We start from the raw sequence: 16,574 nt of genomic DNA on the forward strand, positions 1-16,574 counted from the left end.
CCCCGGGCGGTTAACGTGGCCGATCGGACCGTACGACTATCGACTCAAGGAACTCTGAAGGAACCATGCAGCGATCAGCCCCGCGACCCAGCCGCTCCCGCACCCGCACCCGCGTACGCATGCTCGCCTGCGCAGCAGTCCCGGTGATGATCGTCGCCGCGGGCTGCTCGTCCGCCTCCGACGGCGGCGGCGCTGACGCGGACAAGCCCGCGGCCACCACCTCGAAGGCCGCGCCGAAGGTCGCCCCCGCGAAGTTCACGACGCTGCCGGCCGACCCGTGCAAGTCGATCGCCGCGAAGACGATCACGGACCTGGTGCCGAAGGCGAAGGACAAGTCGGGGTCGGCGGGCAAGTCCTCCGACATCACGACGCGCGGCAGCTGCTCGTGGAACGGGCTGGACGACAACGGCGTCAAGGGCTCGCAGTACCGCTGGCTGGACATCTCCCTGATGCGCTACGACTCCGAGGAGGGCCTCGGCTCGGGCCAGGACCGCGCCGCGGACTATTACAAGAAGGAGGTCGCCAAGGCCAGTGCCACCGAAGGCGCGAAGGGCCTGAAGGCGGCCCCGGCCGCCGGCGTCGGCACGGAGGCGACGGCGGTCACCTACAGCGTGACGAAGACGGGCGAGTCCTTCGCCTACGCGACGGTCGTGGCCCGCTCCGAGAACGTGGTGATCACGCTCACGTACAACGGCGCCGGGTACGCGGGCGCGAAGTCCCCGGCGGCCTCGGATCTGGTGAAGGGCGCGACCAAGGCGACGAAGGAAGCGGTGGCGGCGGTTCCGGCGGCGACGGAGTAGTTCGTTCCGGTCCGCGCCCGGCCACTGTCGCGGCCTCTCGTCGCGGCCTCGCGTCCCGGAACCGCCGGGCGCGTGCGGCTGTGCGCGTACCTCGATTGAGGACAAACAGCCCACCACGTGGCTGTTCGTGCCTCAACTCCGGGTCGCGCAAGGCTCCCTGCGCCACAGCACCCGTACACATGTGCCAGGCTGTGCCCCGCCAGATATCCAGGACGGGAGGGGCAACGGGTGGCCGCGATGCAGCTCACTCGCACGCACCGAATACTCATCGGCATCGTCGTCGCCGGCGCGGTTCTCATCGCCGCGATCGGTTTCGCGGGGTCGTACGCAGCTGTGCGCGAACTCGCCGAGCAGAAGGGCTTCGGCCGCTTCTCCCTCGTCTTTCCCATCGGCATCGACGCGGGTATCTGCGTCCTGCTGGCGCTCGACCTCCTGCTGACCTGGCTGCGGATCCCGTTCCCGCTGCTGCGCCAGACCGCGTGGCTGCTCACCGCGGCCACGATCGCCTTCAACGGCGCCGCGGCCTGGCCCGACCCCCTCGGCGTCGGCATGCACGCGGTGATCCCCATCCTCTTCGTCGTCTCGGTGGAGGCGGCCCGCCACGCGGTCGGCCGCATCGCGGACATCACCGCCGACAAGCACATGGAGGGCGTCCGCCTCACCCGCTGGCTGCTCGCGCCGATCCCGACGTTCAAGCTGTGGCGGCGCATGAAGCTGTGGGAGATCCGCAGTTACGAGGACATCATCCAGCTCGAACAGGACCGGCTCATCTACCAGGCCCGCCTCCAGGCGCGCTACGGCCGCAACTGGCGCCGCAAGGCGCCCATCGAGGCGATGATGCCGCTGCGGCTCGCCAAGTACGGCGTCCCCCTCGCCGACACCGCCCCGGCCGGCCTCGCCGCCGCGGGTATCGAACCCGCCCTGCTGCCACCGGTCCCCGCCACCGCGATCGAGCCCGCCCCCGCAGTCACCCGCGCGCCCGAGCCCGAGCCCGAACTCACCGAAGAAGAGTGGATCCAGCTCCAGAAGGAAGCGCAGTGGGCGCAGGAGAACGAGCAGCGGCAGGACGCCGGTGCCGCCCCCGCCCAGGACAACCCGTGGTTCGCCGGCCGACGGGCGTCTGAGGGCCCGTACGAGGGCAGTTACGACCCTACGTACGACCCCCAACAGTACGACCAACAGCAGTACGAGCAGCAGCAGTACGACCAGCGGTACGAGCAGTACGAGGAGCAGCAACCCTACGTACCGGAACAGCAGGAAGAGCAGACCGACCAACAGGCCCAGCAGCCACAGCAGTTCCCGCCCCGCCGCCCTCTCGGCCCGCAGTCCCCGGTCGAGTTCGAGCCCGACATCGAGCCCGAGCCGGAGGCGGAAGGACTGCCCGCCCCTTCCCTCCCCGAGGGCATGTCCCGTGAAGAGGCGTACTACGTCGCCTTCCGGAAGTACGCCAGCGAGCGCCAGGGGTTGCCCAACACCCGCCAGCTCGCGGTGTTCTTGCAGGACCTGTACGGCGTGACCGGGCGCACGGGAGGCCCGTTGAGCGAGAGTTCCATGCGCGGCTACGTGAAGGACTTCACCCGCCGCTACCAGGAAGAACTGGACGCCCAGGACTCCGAACACATCGCCTGAGCCACGAAGACGAGTACGAACCGGCCACCGGGAAGGCACACCCGGTGGCCGGCGCCGTCTCACTCCCCCAGCAGCGTCCGCACCCGGTCCGCCCCCACCGCCAGCAGCAGCGTCGGCAGCCGCGGCCCGGTGTCCCTGCTCACCAGCAGCCGGTAGAGCACCGCGAAGAACGACCGCTGCGCGGCCTTCAGCTCCGGCGTGGGCTTCGCGTCGGGCTCAAGCCCCGCCAGCACCTTCGGCACGCCGTAGACGAGCGTCGTGAGCCCGTCCAGCGACCAGTGCGACTCCAGGTCCGCCAGCAGCAGCCGCAGCGCCTCGCGCGTCTGCTCGTCCAGCGACTCCAGCAGCTCCCGGTCGGGCTCGTCCCGCACGACCGTCCGGGCCTCGGCCGGCACCTGGCTGGTGATCCAGTTCTCCGCCCTGTCGAGGCGGGGCCTGGCCTCGTCCAGCGAGGTCAGCGGGTCGGCCGGGTCCAGCTCGCCGAGGATGCGCAGCGTCTGCTCCTCGGCGCCCGCCGTGACGTCCACGACGGACGCGAGCGTGCGGTACGGCAGCGGGTGCGGCGTACGCGGCAGTGCGCCGGTCGCCGTACGCGTGGCCCGCGAGTACGCCGCGGCGTCCGCCGCCTGCACCGAACCGTCCGCGATCTTCCGCTCCAGGGCGTCCCACTCGTCGTACAGCCGCTGGATCTCCTGGTCGAAGGCGATCTTGAACGACTGGTTCGGCCTGCGCCGCGCGTACAGCCAGCGCAGCAGCGGCGCCTCCATGATCCGCAGCGCGTCGGCCGGGGTCGGCACGCCTCCCTTGGAGGACGACATCTTCGCCATCCCGGAGATCCCCACGAACGCGTACATCGGCCCGATCGGCTGTTCACCGTCGAAGATCTCGCGCACGATCTGCCCGCCGACGACGAACGACGAGCCGGGCGACGAGTGGTCGACACCCGACGGCTCGAAGACCACGCCCTCGTACGCCCAGCGCATAGGCCAGTCGACCTTCCAGACCAGCTTGCCGTGGTTGAACTCGCTGAGCAGGACGGTCTCGCTGAAGCCGCAGTCCTGGCAGAAGTAGTCCAGCTCCGTCGTCTCGTCGTCGTACGCCGTGACGATGGTCAGGTCCTTGCCGCAGCCCTCGTTGGTGCAGTACGGCTTGTACGGGAAGTAACCGGCCGCCCCGGCGCCGTCGTCCTCGTCGGCGGCGCCCGACCCCTCGGCGGCCTCCAGCTCGGCCTCGTCGACCTTCTTCTGCTGCTGGAGAGCCTTCTTCTGCGGGCCGGCCGCCTTGATCTTCGTGCGGTAGCGCGCGAGGATCGCGTCGATCTCGCCCCGGTGCCGCATCGCGTGCAGGATCTGCTCGCGGTAGGTCCCCGCCAGATACTTCTCGGTCTGGCTGATCCCGTCGTACTCGACGCCCAGCTCAGCCAGCGAACCGATCAGCTGCGCCTTGAAGTGCTCGGCCCAGTTCGGGTACGCGGACCCGGCCGGCGCGGGCACGGACGTCAGCGGCTTGCCGATGTGCTCGGCCCAGGACGTGTCCACCCCGGGGACCCCGGCCGGCACCTTGCGGTAGCGGTCGTAGTCGTCCCACGAGATGAGGTGCCTGACCTCGTACCCCCGCCTGCGGATCTCGTCCGCGACGAGGTGCGGTGTCATGACCTCGCGGAGATTGCCCAGGTGGATGGGGCCCGAGGGGGAGATGCCGGACGCGACGACGACCGGTTTGCCAGGCGCACGTCGCTCCGACTCGGCGATGACATCGTCCGCGAAACGGGAGACCCAGTCGGTCTCGGTGCTCTGAGCCACGGTCGGCACGTCCTTCTTTCTGCTACGCCCTGCGGAATACGCCCGATACGCCTGCGATACCGGCGACGACCATTGTCCCAGGCCCCTACGACAATGCGAAAACGACTTGTCGCCACATGGGAGAATGGGACGACGCACAGACCCTCTACAGGAACGGCTCCCAGCCCATGGCCCCGGTCACTTCCCTCGCATCGACCGTCGATCAGCGCATCGCGGACGCCCTCTCGGCAGCCCTGCCGGAAGCCGGCACCGCGGACCCCCTGCTGCGACGTAGCGACCGGGCGGACTTCCAGGCCAACGGGATGCTGGCCCTCGCCAAGAAGCTGAAGGGCAATCCGCGCGAGCTGGCGGGCAAGGTCGTGGACGCGCTCTCCCAGGGAGACGTCATCAAGGAGGTCGAGGTCTCCGGCCCCGGCTTCCTCAACATCACCGTCACCGACCGGGCGATCATCGAGACGCTGGCCGCCCGGGTCGCGGACGACCGGCTCGGCGTCCCGTACGCCACCGATCCCGGCACGACGGTCATCGACTACGCGCAGCCCAACGTCGCCAAGGAGATGCACGTCGGCCATCTGCGCTCCGCCGTGATCGGCGCCGCGATGGTCGAGATCCTGGAGTTCACCGGCGAGAACGTGATCCGGCGCCACCACATCGGCGACTGGGGCACGCAGTTCGGCATGCTCATCCAGTATCTGACCGAGCACCCGCACGAGTTGGACCACAAGCGCGCGGAGAGCGTCTCCGGCGAGGAGGCGATGTCGAACCTGGGCCGTCTCTACAAGGCCGCCCGCACGGTCTTCGACGCCGACGAGGAGTTCAAGGCCCGCGCGCGCGACCGCGTCGTGGCCCTCCAGGCCGGCGACGCGCAGACCCTCACGCAGTGGCAGCGGTTCGTGGACGAGTCGAAGATCTACTTCCACTCGGTCTTCGACAAGCTCGACATGGAGATCCGCGACGAGGACGTCGTCGGCGAGTCCGGCTACAACGACATGCTCGAAGAGACCTGCCGCATCCTTGAGGAGACGGGCGTCGCCGTCCGCTCCGACGGGGCACTCTGTGTCTTCTTCGACGACGTGAAGGGCCCCGACGGCAATCCGACACCGCTGATCGTCAAGAAGACCAACGGCGGTTACGGGTACGCGGCCACCGACCTCTCCGCGATCCGCGACCGGGTGGGGAATCTGAAGGCGAACACCCTGCTGTACGTGGTGGACGCCCGCCAGTCGCTGCACTTCAAGATGGTCTTCGAGACCGCCCGCCGGGCCGGCTGGCTGAACGACCAGGTCCACGCGGTCCAGCTCGCCTTCGGCACCGTCCTCGGTAAGGACGGCAAGCCGTTCAAGACCCGTGAGGGCGAGACGGTGCGGCTGGTGGATCTGCTGGACGAGGCGGTGGAGCGCGCGTCGGCGGTCGTCCGGGAGAAGGGCGAGGGTCTCGGTCTCACGGAGGACGAGATCGTCGAGCGCGCCACCGAGGTGGGCATCGGCGCGGTGAAGTACGCGGACCTGTCGACCTCCGCGTCGCGGGACTACAAGTTCGACCTGGACCAGATGGTGTCGCTGCACGGCGACACGAGCGTCTACATCCAGTACGCGTACGCCCGGACGCGGTCGATCTTCGGCAAGGCCGGCGACCGTACGCCGGTGGCCCGTCCCGAACTCGAACTGGCCCCGGCGGAACGGGCGCTGGGCCTGCACCTGGACCAGTTCGGCGAGGTCGTGGCGGAGGCCGCTTCGGCGTACGAGCCGCACAAACTGACCGCGTATCTGTACCAACTGGCGTCGCTGTTCACGACGTTCTACGACAAGTGCCCGGTCATCAAGCCGGCCCCGCCGCAGGAGATCGCCGAGAACCGCCTGTTCCTGTGCGACCTCACGGCCCGCACGCTGCACCAGGGGATGGCGCTCCTCGGCATCCGTACGCCCGAGCGGCTGTAGGGCCGGCCGGCGGGCCGCTCACCGCGCCGCTCACCGCAGGACGCCGCGTATCTCCGGGTACTCGACCTCGTCCGGCAGCCGGTAACCGAGCGCGGTGAGCCGCGCCGCGACGTCCGCCGGGCTGCGCCCCGTGAGGCTCGCGCTGCGCAGCACGCTCTCCAGGTGGACGTCGTCCAGGTACGAGCGGGTGACCGTGTCCAGGAGCGCGATGTCCGCCTCGTCCACGGTCTCGGGCAGGCCGGCGTTCTCGTGCAGCCAGTGCCCCAGCGCGGTCAGCCTCTCGCGGACCGACGCGGGGGTGCGCCCGGTGATCCGGGCGGCGCGCAGGATGTGGCGGACCTGAAGCCCGACGACGGTGTTGTTCCACAGCCAGGGCGCCCGGCCGTCGAGGTTCTCGCTGAGGATGACGAGGTCGTCGGCCTCCGGGCTGTCGGGGACGTTCCCGTCCGGCGGCTGGCAGCCCAGTTCGCCCAGCCGGGCGAGGATGTCCTCGCGCGAGCGGCCCGTGTCCCGGGCCACGGCAAGGACGTGCCCGACGGGCGCGGCCGTCCAGCGGCCGATCCAGCGGTGGGACGCGGTGTCCCGGATCCTGAGGATCCGCTCGTCCGCGGGTTCGGGCGTGTACGGCAGCCGCAGGCCGAGTTCGGTCAGCCTCTCGGCGGCGACGCGCGGGCTGCACGCCAATTCCTGAGCCACGCCGAGCACATGCTGCGCGGACACCTCGTCGTCCCAGTCGAGCCAGCCACCCCGGCGGCTGGTGCGGATCAGCGCGACATCACGCGGGTCGGCGCTCTCGGGCAGCGGCCGGACCCCGGTCCCGACCTGGAAGCCGTAGGCGCCCATGCGCCGCGCGACATCGGCCGGGGACCGCGCGGCGCGGGCCGCCGACTCGATGATCTGCCGCAGGGGCACGGTCTTGTCGACATCGACCGGAGTGAGGCCGTACGTCGACTCCACGCTCATGATCAGCGCCGCGTCGTCGGGCTCGACGGCGTCGGGCAACGGCCCTTTGGAGCGCTGCACGTCGGCGTATCCCAGTGCGCCCAGCCGTACCAGCACGTCGGCGGGGCTCCACTTCAGCCTGGCCGCGATGATCAGCACGATCCCGTACGGCACCTGCTTCGCGGGATCCCGCCAGGGATACCGGCCGTTCAGATTCTTGCTGACGATCAGGTGGTCGTCCGGGTCCTGGGACTCGGGGGCATGGGGTTTGGGTTCGCGGGGCATGGTGTGGCCTTTCGACGGGGGTGAGGTGTCAGACGCCGGTGCTCACTCGGACGCCGCGATGTAGCGGCCGTCCTCGTCCCAGTCGTCCGCCTCGCGTTCGTGCTTCGTGGTCAGATCCACCCGGACTCCCGCCGGCTCCAGGGCCGTCCAGATCCGCAGCATCATCTCGTCGCTGATGAAGTGGAAGGAGAGGTCCAGCTCCCGCAGATGGGTGAGGGGCTGCCCCTGGAGCAGCGCCTCCACACCGTCGTCGGAGAGCGTGCCCATCGACAGGCTCAGCGAGGTCAGTTGGGGCACGACCGTCGCGGAGGCGAGCGCGGAGGCCAACTCGTCCTGGATGAAGCTGTTCTGGAAGCCGAGGTGGCGCAGGGCGGGCTTGCCCTCACCCGCGAGCAGCGGCGCGAGCTGCTCGACCGTGACGCCGCCGCCGTAGTTCTCGTCACCGAGCCACAGCTCCAGGCGTTCCAGCGACGGCAGTTGGGCAGCGGCTATCTGCTCCACCGCGTTCGGGGGCAGCCCGCCGGACTCGACGCGCAGGACGCGCAAGTTGTCGTGGCCGGAGACGGGGAAGTCCAGGCCCTCCCCGCCCCGTACAGCCAGCTCCCTGAGCCCGGGGAAAGCTGCCAGGAGCGGCGCGACATCACCGAGGTAGATGGTGGAGATCATCGCCTGCTCGTCCTCCAGATCGCCGAGGAAGAGGGCTTCCAGCCCGGTCAGCCGGGGGGCCAGGTCGATGAGTTCGTCGTCGGCCAGCCCTCCGTCCCCGTCGTACCAGGGCTGACCGAAGATGATCGCCCGCACCTTCGCCAGGTCCACGGACTCGGTGAACCGCTTCCAGCAGTCCTCCGCGCTCTCTTCGTTCTCGTACGGCTCCCGCTCCAGGCGCCAGGCGACCTCGTCGGCGGGTGGCAGGTCGGCGGGGTCGGCGTACGGCGGGAAGTTGTATGCCGGCAGTCCGTGGAAACGCTCGACATGGTGCACGTAGGACAAGATCAGGCTCCTGAGACTCCGGGTCACGGGTTCGCGGACGCCATCCTCGCGTCTCCGGCCCGTCTCCGGCGGGCGCTTGCTTACCCCGCGGTGGGTAGCGCACCAAATAGTCGGTACTTGTGGGCAGAAGTCCGCCGCCCGAAGATCGGAAACGACCCCGATCCCGACCCCGTTGGCACCCCTGAAGGAGCACCCGCATGTCCGCCACCCCCAAGCCCGCCGTCTCCGTCATCGGCCTCGGCATGATGGGCACCGCCCTGGCCGTCGCCTTCCTCGGCGCCGGGCACCCGGTCACCGTCTGGAACAGATCGCCCGCCAAGACCGGACCGCTGGCCGCCCAGGGCGCCCTTCCGGTGGACACGGCCGCCGAGGCGGTCGCCGCGAGTCCGCTGGTGGTCGTCTGCCTCTCCACGTACGACACGGTCCGCGCCGTCCTCGAACCGCTCTCCGGCCGGTTCACCGGCAAGACCCTCGCCAACCTCACCAACGGCACCCCCGAGCAGGCGCGTTCACTCGCCGCCTGGGCGGCCAAGGAGGGCGCCGGGTATCTCGACGGCGGGATCATGGCCGTTCCGCAGATGATCGCGGGACCGCACGCGTACGCCCTCTACAGCGGTCCGCGGGAGGTCTTCGACGCGCACCGGGAGACGTTCGCGGCGCTCGGCGGCACGAAGTACGTCGGCGAGGACCCCGGACTGGCCGCGCTGTACGACCTGGCGCTGCTCACCGGCATGTACGGGATGATCATGGGGGTGATGCAGGCGTACGCCCTCGTCCGTACGGAGGCCATCGCGGCCACCGAGTTCTCGGAGCTGCTGGTGCCGTGGGTGGGCGCGATGCTCGGCGCCGCGCCCGCGTGGGCGGCGGCGATCGACTCGGGGAAGCACCTGACGGACGTGTCGAGTCTGGCCGTCAATCAGGAGGCGTTCCCGAACCTGCTGAACACGTTCGCCGCGCAGGGGGTGAGCGGCGAGCTGTTCGCCCCCGTCCAGGACCTGCTGGACCGCGCGATCGCCGAGGGGCACGCCGCCGACGGGCTGTCGCGCCTCGCCGACCTGCTGCGTACGCGGCCGGGTCAGCCGTTCCCCGTCTGAAGTTCCACAAGCCGAACTCCGTTGTCAGTGGCGGCCCTTAGTGTCTCCTGCATGGCGACGCTCCCCAATCCCCTGCCCGCTCTGGCCGCCGACCCCTCCGGGCGCTCGGCCGGGCTCCAACTGCCGCCCGGCAAGCTGGTCGACACGACCATCGACGGGACCTGGCACGAACCGCTTCTGTGGTACGCGGACGAGCCGGCGTCCCCGACCGCCTGGGCCGATCTGCTGCCTGCCCGCAGAACGGCCGGACTGCATCCGCTGCTCGTCCACGGTGGTCACCGCGAGCAGTGGCCCGAGGAGTGGGAGCTGAGCCCGGATTCGGTGTCGTATCCGGGTGACCACGACGCGGAGGACGTCCTCGCGGGCTCCTGGGAGGACGTGACGGAGGAGGACGAGTGGCCGGGCCTCGCGGCCCCGCAGGAGTCGTCCACCGATCCCGACAAGGAGGCGGCCGAAGTCGCCTCCATCCTTACTGACGAGGGCAGTTGGATGCACGGCGCGCGCGTCGCCCTGGTCCCGGCCCGCCGCAGCGCGGACATACCGGCGGCCATCGGCTGGACGGGGCCGGTGAACCACGAGGGCGACGTGGCGCGGCTGTCGGCGGTGCTGCGGTCGTGGGAGGACCGTTTCGGGATACGGGTGGTGGCGCTCACGTTCGACCAGCTGGTGGTCTCGGTGGCCGCACCGCCGACGACCCAGGAAGAGGCGGAGGCGGTCGCGGCGGAGCACTTCGCGTTCTGCCCGGACAACGTCAACCAGGGCCGCCACACCACGCTTCCGGCGTACGCGACACATCAGGTGCTGGGCCAGCCGGCGTGGACCTTCTGGTGGGACTGAACCGCCCCTCGATCACACGTCCTTGCGCCGCGCGATCCTCATGCCCGCCGCCACCCCTGCGGGCAGCGACAGGTGAGTATCGCGAGGGGCAACTGGCGTTTGACCATGCGTCGATGGTACGAAGCGTGCCTCCCCCCTAGCCACCGCGCAATCGGCCTGGATCGAGCGGCCCGGTCAGACCACGAACTCGCACCACACGACCTTGCCCGGATGCCGCTCCCCCACCCCCCACTTGTCGGCGACCGCCGCGACGAGCATGAGCCCGCGCCCCGTCTCCCCGTACGGCTCGCGGACAGTCGGCCGCCCGTCACCGCTGTCGTGCACCTCGACCCGGAACGCCCCGTCCGCGAGCAGCGACAGGCTCAGCAAGTAGCCGCGCCCCGGCGGAACTCCGTGCACCAGGGCGTTGGTTGCCAGCTCGCTCACGCACAGCAAGACATCGTCGAGCCGGTCGCCGAGCGCCCAGTCGATCACCGCCTCCCGTACGAACTGCCTGGCGGCGGGCACGGATCGGCGTTCGCGGCGGTAGAAGCGCTCGCGCGGGGCGGGGGGTGGATTGGTCTCATTCACAGGGCGATTGTCACTGGCTGTGAATACGCTTATGCAGTGCGCGCACCCGTACAAAGATTTCGTACGGGCGGTGCGGGCGTGACGTACGGACGGGGACGGGGAGTTGGACGGACATGCGCAGCAAAAAGCAACAGCGGAAGAACACGTCGGCGATGAAGCTCGTGGGCGCGCTGGTCGCCCTCTTCCGGGAGGCGGCGGGCCTGACCCAACGTCAACTCGCGGAGCGCGCCTGCGTACACACGGAGACGATCGCGTCGGTGGAGCAGGGCCGACGGCTGCTGAAGCCTGATCTGGCGGAGCTGCTGGATGAAGTGCTGGAGACAAAAGGTGCGTTGGCGACATCGGTGGATAACATGCCGGAGATCGACCGGTATCCGGTCTGGGCGGCGGCGTACATCGATCAGGAGCAGGAGGCGATCGCCATCTCCTGGTACGAGAACCAGGTGATCCCCGGCCTGCTCCAGACCGAGAACTACTCCTACGCCGTCTTCCAGAACGAGATCCCGGCACTCAGCCAGGACGAGATGCGTGTGCGCGTCGCCGCCCGCTCGGAACGCCAACAGATCCTGCACCGCAAGGTCCCACCCACATGCAGCTTCCTGATCGGCGAAGGCGCGCTCAACGACCGCCTGGGCTCCCCAGCCGTATTCATGGAACAGCTTTGCCATCTCCGGGAGAGCGCCGACCTCCCGGGCCTGACCCTTCAGATCATGCCGTTCGGCAGGGCCACCCACGCAGGGCTCTCCGGACCGTTCATCCTGCTGGAGACAGCCGATCATCAGCACCTCGCCTATGCCGAGACACAGCGGGGCAGCCTCTTCGTCGAAGACCCGGATGAGGTCAGCATCTTGGCGCGCAAATATGCGATGCTGCGGACGCAGGCCCTCAACACCGAAGAGACGAAGGGCCTGTTGGACCGGCTGCTAGGAGAGTAATGAGCACCGCACTGGAGTGGTTCAAGTCCAGCTACAGCACGGAGCAGGGCGGCGCATGCCTCGAAGTCGCCTACCACTGGCACAAGTCGAGCTACAGCACGGAGCAAGGCGGCAACTGCGTCGAGGTCGCCGCGCACCCCGCCGCCGTGCATGTCCGGGACTCCAAGGTCTCCAACGGCCCAGTACTCACCCTTGCCCCCGCCGCCTGGGCGGCCTTCACTGCGGACGTCGCCCGCTGACCGTCGCGCCCACTGCGCCGGTGAGGTGAATACCGCCCCCACACACGCCGTCAGCCGTGACTTTTGCGACCGTTCTGCGCCATAGACAGACCGGACCGTGAGGACTAAGACGAGCAGACGGGCTACCACCAGAGATGAAAGCCACACACACCCTGACCGTCCTGGGCGCGGCGGTGCTGGGCGCCGTACTCCCCGCCACCGGCGCCGCCGCGGACGAGACCCACACGAACTCTCACAACGGGGGTTTCACGCTGCTCTCGATCGGTCAGATCGATGACCCGGCAGAGGACGTCCTGGAACACGCGACGGTGTTCGGCGAGACGCACATCGTTGAGGGCGCGGAAGCACCGGAAGCGGCGGAAGCACCCGAGTCGGCCGACACCGCTTGAGGCGGTCCCGATCGTCAGACAATGACGGGGACGGTCTCGGAGGAATCGGTGGACCAGTTGGTGACGATGGGCTTGTCCACGGTGGCGGTGTCGGGGAGCTGAAGCTCGGCGGGGTCGGGGTCTTCTTCGGTGGTGGCGATGATGACGTTCTCGAATTCCACGCCGCCGTCGGTGTTGGTGGTCTTGGGGCTGATTCCGGTGTATGCCACGGCCTCGCCGCTGAGCTTGATGGGGTCTGCGCCACCCTGCCCGACGGGGGAGGCGACACCGTCGGCGTCCGAACCGAAGGACACGCTGGGGGTGTTGACGTCCAGGTAGCAGGTGATGCCGGACTTGGCCTTGGCAGTGACACGGTAGTAGCCGCCGGCCTGGGTCTCCGAAGTGACCGTGAAGTCCAGGTCGTTGGTACCGCAGGACTGCCCGTAGCCGCTCTTCCCGTCGTCACCGGACTCGCCCTTGTCGGCGGAGCCGCCGGAGTCGGAGGAGTTGTCGCTCCCCGCGCTCCCATCGCTCTCGTCGCTGCCGTCGCTGCCGTCGCTGCCGTCGGAGGCAACGGCGGAGGGCGCGGCCGAGCTGCCGGTGTCCGCGACCTCTTCGGGACCGCAGGCGGTCGTGGTGGCGGCGAGGGCCGTCACGGCCGCGGCGGCCAGGACGAGACGGGCGGAACGGGCGGCGAGACGCGAACGCATCATGATCTCCAACGGCTGTCGGTAGCGGTGTTCCCTGCTGACACCGACGACACTAGGAGCGAGTCGATCCTCAAATGATCCTGCGAATGTCCGGGTTCCGTCTCAGCGAATGGGTTCCAAAAAACGGCATTGGATTTGCAACAGCCCCAGCTCACAGGCCATTTCGCCCCGACGTGACCTGGTGGGAGGTGAAGGCCTGGCCGCTCGCGGAAATCCGCGTCACTCAGCCTCAGCCGTGTAGTGGGCGTGCTGGTTCCTTACGTGCAGGGTGTCAGGGTGATCAGGGCCGAGCACCCGCGTCCGATCACGCACCAGACCCGCATACAAATCCCGCGCCGCTGCCACATCACCCGCCTCAGCCGTACAGAAAGCGTGCCAATCCCGCGCCCGAAGCGTCTCCGGATCATCAGCCCCAAGCACCCGCGTCCGATCACGCACCAAACCCGCATACAAATCCCGCGCCGCTGCCACATCACCCGCCTCAGCCGTGTAGTGGACGTGCTGGTTCCTTACGTGCAGGGTGTCAGGGTGATCAGGGCCGAGCACCCGCGTCCGATCACGCACCAGACCCGCATACAAATCCCGCGCCGCTGCCACATCACCCGCCTCAGCCGTACAGAAAGCGTGCCAATCCCGCGCCCGAAGCGTCTCCGGATCATCAGCCCCAAGCACCCGCGTCCGATCACGCACCAAACCCGCATACGCATCCCGCGCACCAGCCGCATCACCCGCTTCAGCCAGCGCCCGTGCCTCAACGGTGCGTTCTTCCAGGTCCGCGGTAATGGGACGTGTCGTCGGCGGTGGTCGGAGCGGGTCCGTCGGGGCTGCGGATGTCGGACTGCCGAAGCCCTCGATCGCTGCCAGCGCCTTGGCGGGGAGCCAGCTTGCGGCGGCGTGGGGGGCGACGGTCCGGTCCCGATGCTGCCCGAACTCCTCCAACACCTGCCCCAGGGTGGGCCGTACTTCTGGCTCTTTGGCCAGGCACCGCCCTACCACGTCAACCAGCTCGCTGGGCAGGCCGTGCATGTTCGGCGGCTGATACAGCGTCTGTGCCAGGACATCACCCGCGCTCGGCCCCTCGAACGGTGCGTGCCCCGTTGCCGCGAACATCATCACCGCGCCCAGCGCAAACACATCACTGGCCGGCCCGGCCGCTCCCCGGATGTGCTCCGGGGCCATGAACCCCGAGGTGCCCATCACATTCGTGGAAGCCGTACCCACCACGTCCAGTGCCTTGGAGATCCCGAAATCGATCACTCGCGGCCCATCAGCGGTCACCAGCACATTCGCCGGCTTCAGGTCCCGGTGTACCAACTGCGCGCCATGGACGGACAACAGGGCCTCCGCGATACCGGCCGCGACCCACCACACGCCTGCCGGCGGCAGTACTCCAGCCCGCTCGATGAGGACGTCAAGCGGCGGTGCGGCAACGAACGCGACGGCCATCCAGAGCAGATCCGCGTCCGACGGAGACACTTCGACCACGGGCGCGGTGAACGCTCCACTCACCGCCCGAGCCGCTGATGCCTCCCGCACGAAACGCGCCCGGAACCCGTCCTCGTCCGCGAGATGCGGCCGGATCACCTTGACCGCGTACAACCGGGTGCCGAGACCACGAGCCAGGTAGACACGGCCCATTCCACCCTGCCCCAGTACCCGCAGCACCGTATAGGGACCCACCGTCGTCGGGTCCCGGTCTTCCAGCGGACTGCCCCACATCAAATCCGCCACGAAGCTCCCATCACGCGAACTGGCCCTCCGTGGCCCATCATTGCCGAATCGAGTAGATCAACGCCACCGCCGTGACAGGCCCGACCACCGATTAGAGGTCCGCACGCCGAACCACTGCTCGGCGCCGTACTCACCGCAGGCAACGCGCGTTCGAGTTCGTCACGCGGTCGAGGGCCACCGAGGTAGGTGCGCACCTCCGGCGAGGCGAACAGCTCGATGAACGCGGCACGGTCGCGGGCCTCGGACACGCGGAGCACGAGCCGTTCAGTACTGATCGGGGCAGGTGGCCAGGCGACGGGTCCGAGTCCGGTCATGGCAGGAGACTCCCTAGGGATACTGGTCCGGGTCGTTCACAGCTGCTGTCTCCCACTTCGACCCGCCGTTCGGGTAGTCGTACGAGGGCCGCCCCTGCCCGCCGCTCGTACGGAACGGCTTCCCCGCGTCGTCCACCCGGACCGTCCCCTGCCGACCGCCGCTGGACCACTGAAGTTCCAGGTACCAACTGACGTCACGGGCAGAGGCGTTCGCGGTGATGTAGAAGACCTCCGGGTCGGACTCGCTCACCTTGTAGGGGAAGTCGCGCTGGCCCGACTTCGGTACGGAGGCGGGGCGGCCCTCGTCCAGGTTCACGGCGAACGACTTGGTCGACACACCGCCGCCGCAGCCGACCCCCATACCGAAGTCGTTCCAGGCGAGCGGCTCCCCGCTCTCCACCACGCGCACGTCGAGCGACTTGAGTACGACGGTCTCGCTCCCGGTGCCCTGCACGGCCAGTTCGATGAACTGGCTGCCGCTCGCGACCGCGCCGAGCGCGCCCACCCAGCCGGGGGCGTCGGGCTCGGCGGGGGGCGGGGGGACCTGCTCCGGGGGGCGGTCGATCAGATAGCGCTGACTGCACGGGTTCTCGAAGGCGTACGGCTTGGTGCTCACCGTCACCGGCACCCCGCCGACCGCCCCCTTCCCGGCGTCGCCGCCCCCGTTCTCCTTCTCCCGCGGTGTCGCCTTGTCCGACGGACTCGCGCCGCGCGAGGGCGACTTGTCGGGGGACGGTGATCCCGACGGCGAGGCGGACGGCGGGGCCGACTCCGGCGCACCGCCGGCCTCGGTCTCGGACGCGACGGGTGAACGGTCGCTCGACGGGTCGTCGAGAGGACCGAAGACGAGGGCGGGTACGGCGACGGCCACGACGACCGCCGCGGCGGCGAGAGTGACGTACAGACGCTTCCTGCGGCGCGAGGGAGGCGTGGCGCCGACGGGCGGGCCGGCGTCGGGCGCAGGGGCTTCAGCCGGTTCAGCCGGTTCAGTCCGCTCGGAAGACCCGGAAGGCTCTTCCGCCTCCACCGCCCCCGCCGACGCGTTGGCCGGCGGCGCGGACCGCGACCGCCGCCGCGCCTCGTCCGCGAGAATCCACCGCCGGTGCAGCTCCACGAACTCCTCGCCCTTCGCCCCGCACAGCCGCCCGAACCGCTCCGCCACCGCGAAGTCGGCAGGCACGGCGTCGCCGTTGCAGTAGCGGTGCAGCGTGGACGTACTGACATGGAGCTTCGCGGCGAGCGCGCCGTAGCTCTGTCCCGAGCGGTTCTTCAGCTCGGTGAGCAGTTCGGCGAAAGCTCGGGATTCGGTCGTCGCCACTGGCGGTTCCCCTCCACGTACGTGTGCCACAGTGCGCGGCCGTTCCAGGAACGCGTCCCAGGGAAACATCATT

General features: G+C 69.4%; 15 protein-coding genes and 1 pseudogene. 8 read left to right on the forward strand and 8 right to left on the reverse strand.

Annotated elements, in window-relative coordinates; all coding sequences use genetic code 11:
• The first annotated feature begins 65 nt into the window (after positions 1-65).
• Together OIE74_RS15680 and OIE74_RS15685 are read left to right on the forward strand one after the other, a co-directional pair.
• Positions 66-800, forward strand: coding sequence for a DUF3558 domain-containing protein (locus OIE74_RS15680; RefSeq protein ID WP_329383463.1), 735 nt, complete (start codon positions 66-68; stop codon positions 798-800).
• A gap of 228 nt (positions 801-1,028) precedes the next feature.
• Positions 1,029-2,429 (forward strand): DUF2637 domain-containing protein, encoded by a 1,401-nt coding sequence (locus tag OIE74_RS15685; RefSeq protein ID WP_329383466.1) that lies wholly within the window; start codon positions 1,029-1,031, stop codon positions 2,427-2,429.
• A 59-nt stretch (positions 2,430-2,488) separates the two neighbouring features.
• Here the strand turns inward: OIE74_RS15685 and lysS are convergent, their stop codons facing one another.
• On the reverse strand, positions 2,489-4,240 hold the full coding sequence (gene lysS / locus OIE74_RS15690; RefSeq protein WP_329383469.1) for a lysine--tRNA ligase: 1,752 nt from the start codon (positions 4,238-4,240) through the stop codon (positions 2,489-2,491).
• A 158-nt stretch (positions 4,241-4,398) separates the two neighbouring features.
• On the opposite strand from lysS, the gene argS reads away from it, so the two are divergent.
• Entirely contained in the window at positions 4,399-6,168 is a 1,770-nt protein-coding gene (gene argS / locus OIE74_RS15695) for an arginine--tRNA ligase (RefSeq protein ID WP_329383471.1), read from the forward strand.
• Positions 6,169-6,198: 30 nt separating this feature from the next.
• Here the strand turns inward: argS and OIE74_RS15700 are convergent, their stop codons facing one another.
• Both OIE74_RS15700 and OIE74_RS15705 read right to left on the reverse strand, forming a co-directional pair.
• The gene (locus tag OIE74_RS15700) at positions 6,199-7,395 is read right to left on the reverse strand and encodes a wHTH domain-containing protein (RefSeq protein ID WP_329383474.1); all 1,197 of its coding nucleotides are present in this window, start codon (positions 7,393-7,395) and stop codon (positions 6,199-6,201) included.
• Positions 7,396-7,437: 42 nt separating this feature from the next.
• A complete protein-coding gene (locus tag OIE74_RS15705; protein WP_329392314.1) occupies positions 7,438-8,376 on the reverse strand; it encodes an STM4015 family protein in 939 nt (312 codons plus the stop codon).
• Between the two features lie 206 nt (positions 8,377-8,582).
• On the opposite strand from OIE74_RS15705, the gene OIE74_RS15710 reads away from it, so the two are divergent.
• Both OIE74_RS15710 and OIE74_RS15715 read left to right on the forward strand, forming a co-directional pair.
• Complete coding sequence (locus OIE74_RS15710) at positions 8,583-9,479, forward strand: NAD(P)-dependent oxidoreductase (protein WP_329383477.1); 897 nt, start codon at positions 8,583-8,585, stop codon at positions 9,477-9,479.
• A gap of 51 nt (positions 9,480-9,530) precedes the next feature.
• A complete protein-coding gene (locus OIE74_RS15715; protein ID WP_329383480.1) occupies positions 9,531-10,316 on the forward strand; it encodes a DUF4253 domain-containing protein in 786 nt (261 codons plus the stop codon).
• A 174-nt stretch (positions 10,317-10,490) separates the two neighbouring features.
• On the opposite strand, the gene OIE74_RS15720 is transcribed toward OIE74_RS15715, so the two are convergent.
• Positions 10,491-10,886, reverse strand: coding sequence for an ATP-binding protein (locus OIE74_RS15720; protein WP_329383483.1), 396 nt, complete (start codon positions 10,884-10,886; stop codon positions 10,491-10,493).
• 113 nt (positions 10,887-10,999) lie between these two features.
• Between OIE74_RS15720 and OIE74_RS15725 the strand changes: the two genes are divergently transcribed.
• The 3 genes from OIE74_RS15725 to OIE74_RS15735 all read left to right on the forward strand — a co-directional run bounded on the left by OIE74_RS15725 (position 11,000) and on the right by OIE74_RS15735 (position 12,449).
• Complete coding sequence (locus OIE74_RS15725) at positions 11,000-11,821, forward strand: helix-turn-helix domain-containing protein (protein ID WP_329383485.1); 822 nt, start codon at positions 11,000-11,002, stop codon at positions 11,819-11,821.
• A complete protein-coding gene (locus OIE74_RS15730) occupies positions 11,821-12,060 on the forward strand; it encodes a DUF397 domain-containing protein (RefSeq protein WP_329383487.1) in 240 nt (79 codons plus the stop codon). The genes OIE74_RS15725 and OIE74_RS15730 overlap by 1 nt, the downstream gene beginning before the upstream one ends.
• A gap of 134 nt (positions 12,061-12,194) precedes the next feature.
• Positions 12,195-12,449 carry a hypothetical protein gene (locus OIE74_RS15735; protein WP_329383490.1) on the forward strand — a complete coding sequence of 85 codons (255 nt, stop codon included), beginning with the start codon at positions 12,195-12,197 and terminating at the stop codon, positions 12,447-12,449.
• A gap of 14 nt (positions 12,450-12,463) precedes the next feature.
• On the opposite strand, the gene OIE74_RS15740 is transcribed toward OIE74_RS15735, so the two are convergent.
• From OIE74_RS15740 to OIE74_RS15755, 4 genes and pseudogenes are all read right to left on the reverse strand, one after another.
• Complete coding sequence (locus OIE74_RS15740; protein ID WP_329392315.1) at positions 12,464-13,138, reverse strand: hypothetical protein; 675 nt, start codon at positions 13,136-13,138, stop codon at positions 12,464-12,466.
• A 219-nt stretch (positions 13,139-13,357) separates the two neighbouring features.
• Entirely contained in the window at positions 13,358-14,869 is a 1,512-nt protein-coding gene (locus tag OIE74_RS15745) for a serine/threonine-protein kinase (protein WP_329383493.1), read from the reverse strand.
• 136 nt (positions 14,870-15,005) lie between these two features.
• A pseudogene (locus OIE74_RS15750) lies at positions 15,006-15,183 on the reverse strand (GNAT family N-acetyltransferase); the annotation flags it as partial.
• A gap of 13 nt (positions 15,184-15,196) precedes the next feature.
• Positions 15,197-16,501, reverse strand: a complete 1,305-nt coding sequence (locus OIE74_RS15755; protein WP_329383496.1) for a helix-turn-helix domain-containing protein — start codon at positions 16,499-16,501, stop codon at positions 15,197-15,199.
• Positions 16,502-16,574 lie beyond the last annotated feature (73 nt).

It is taken from the genome of Streptomyces sp. NBC_01716, assembly GCF_036248275.1.
Lineage (GTDB): Bacteria > Actinomycetota > Actinomycetes > Streptomycetales > Streptomycetaceae > Streptomyces.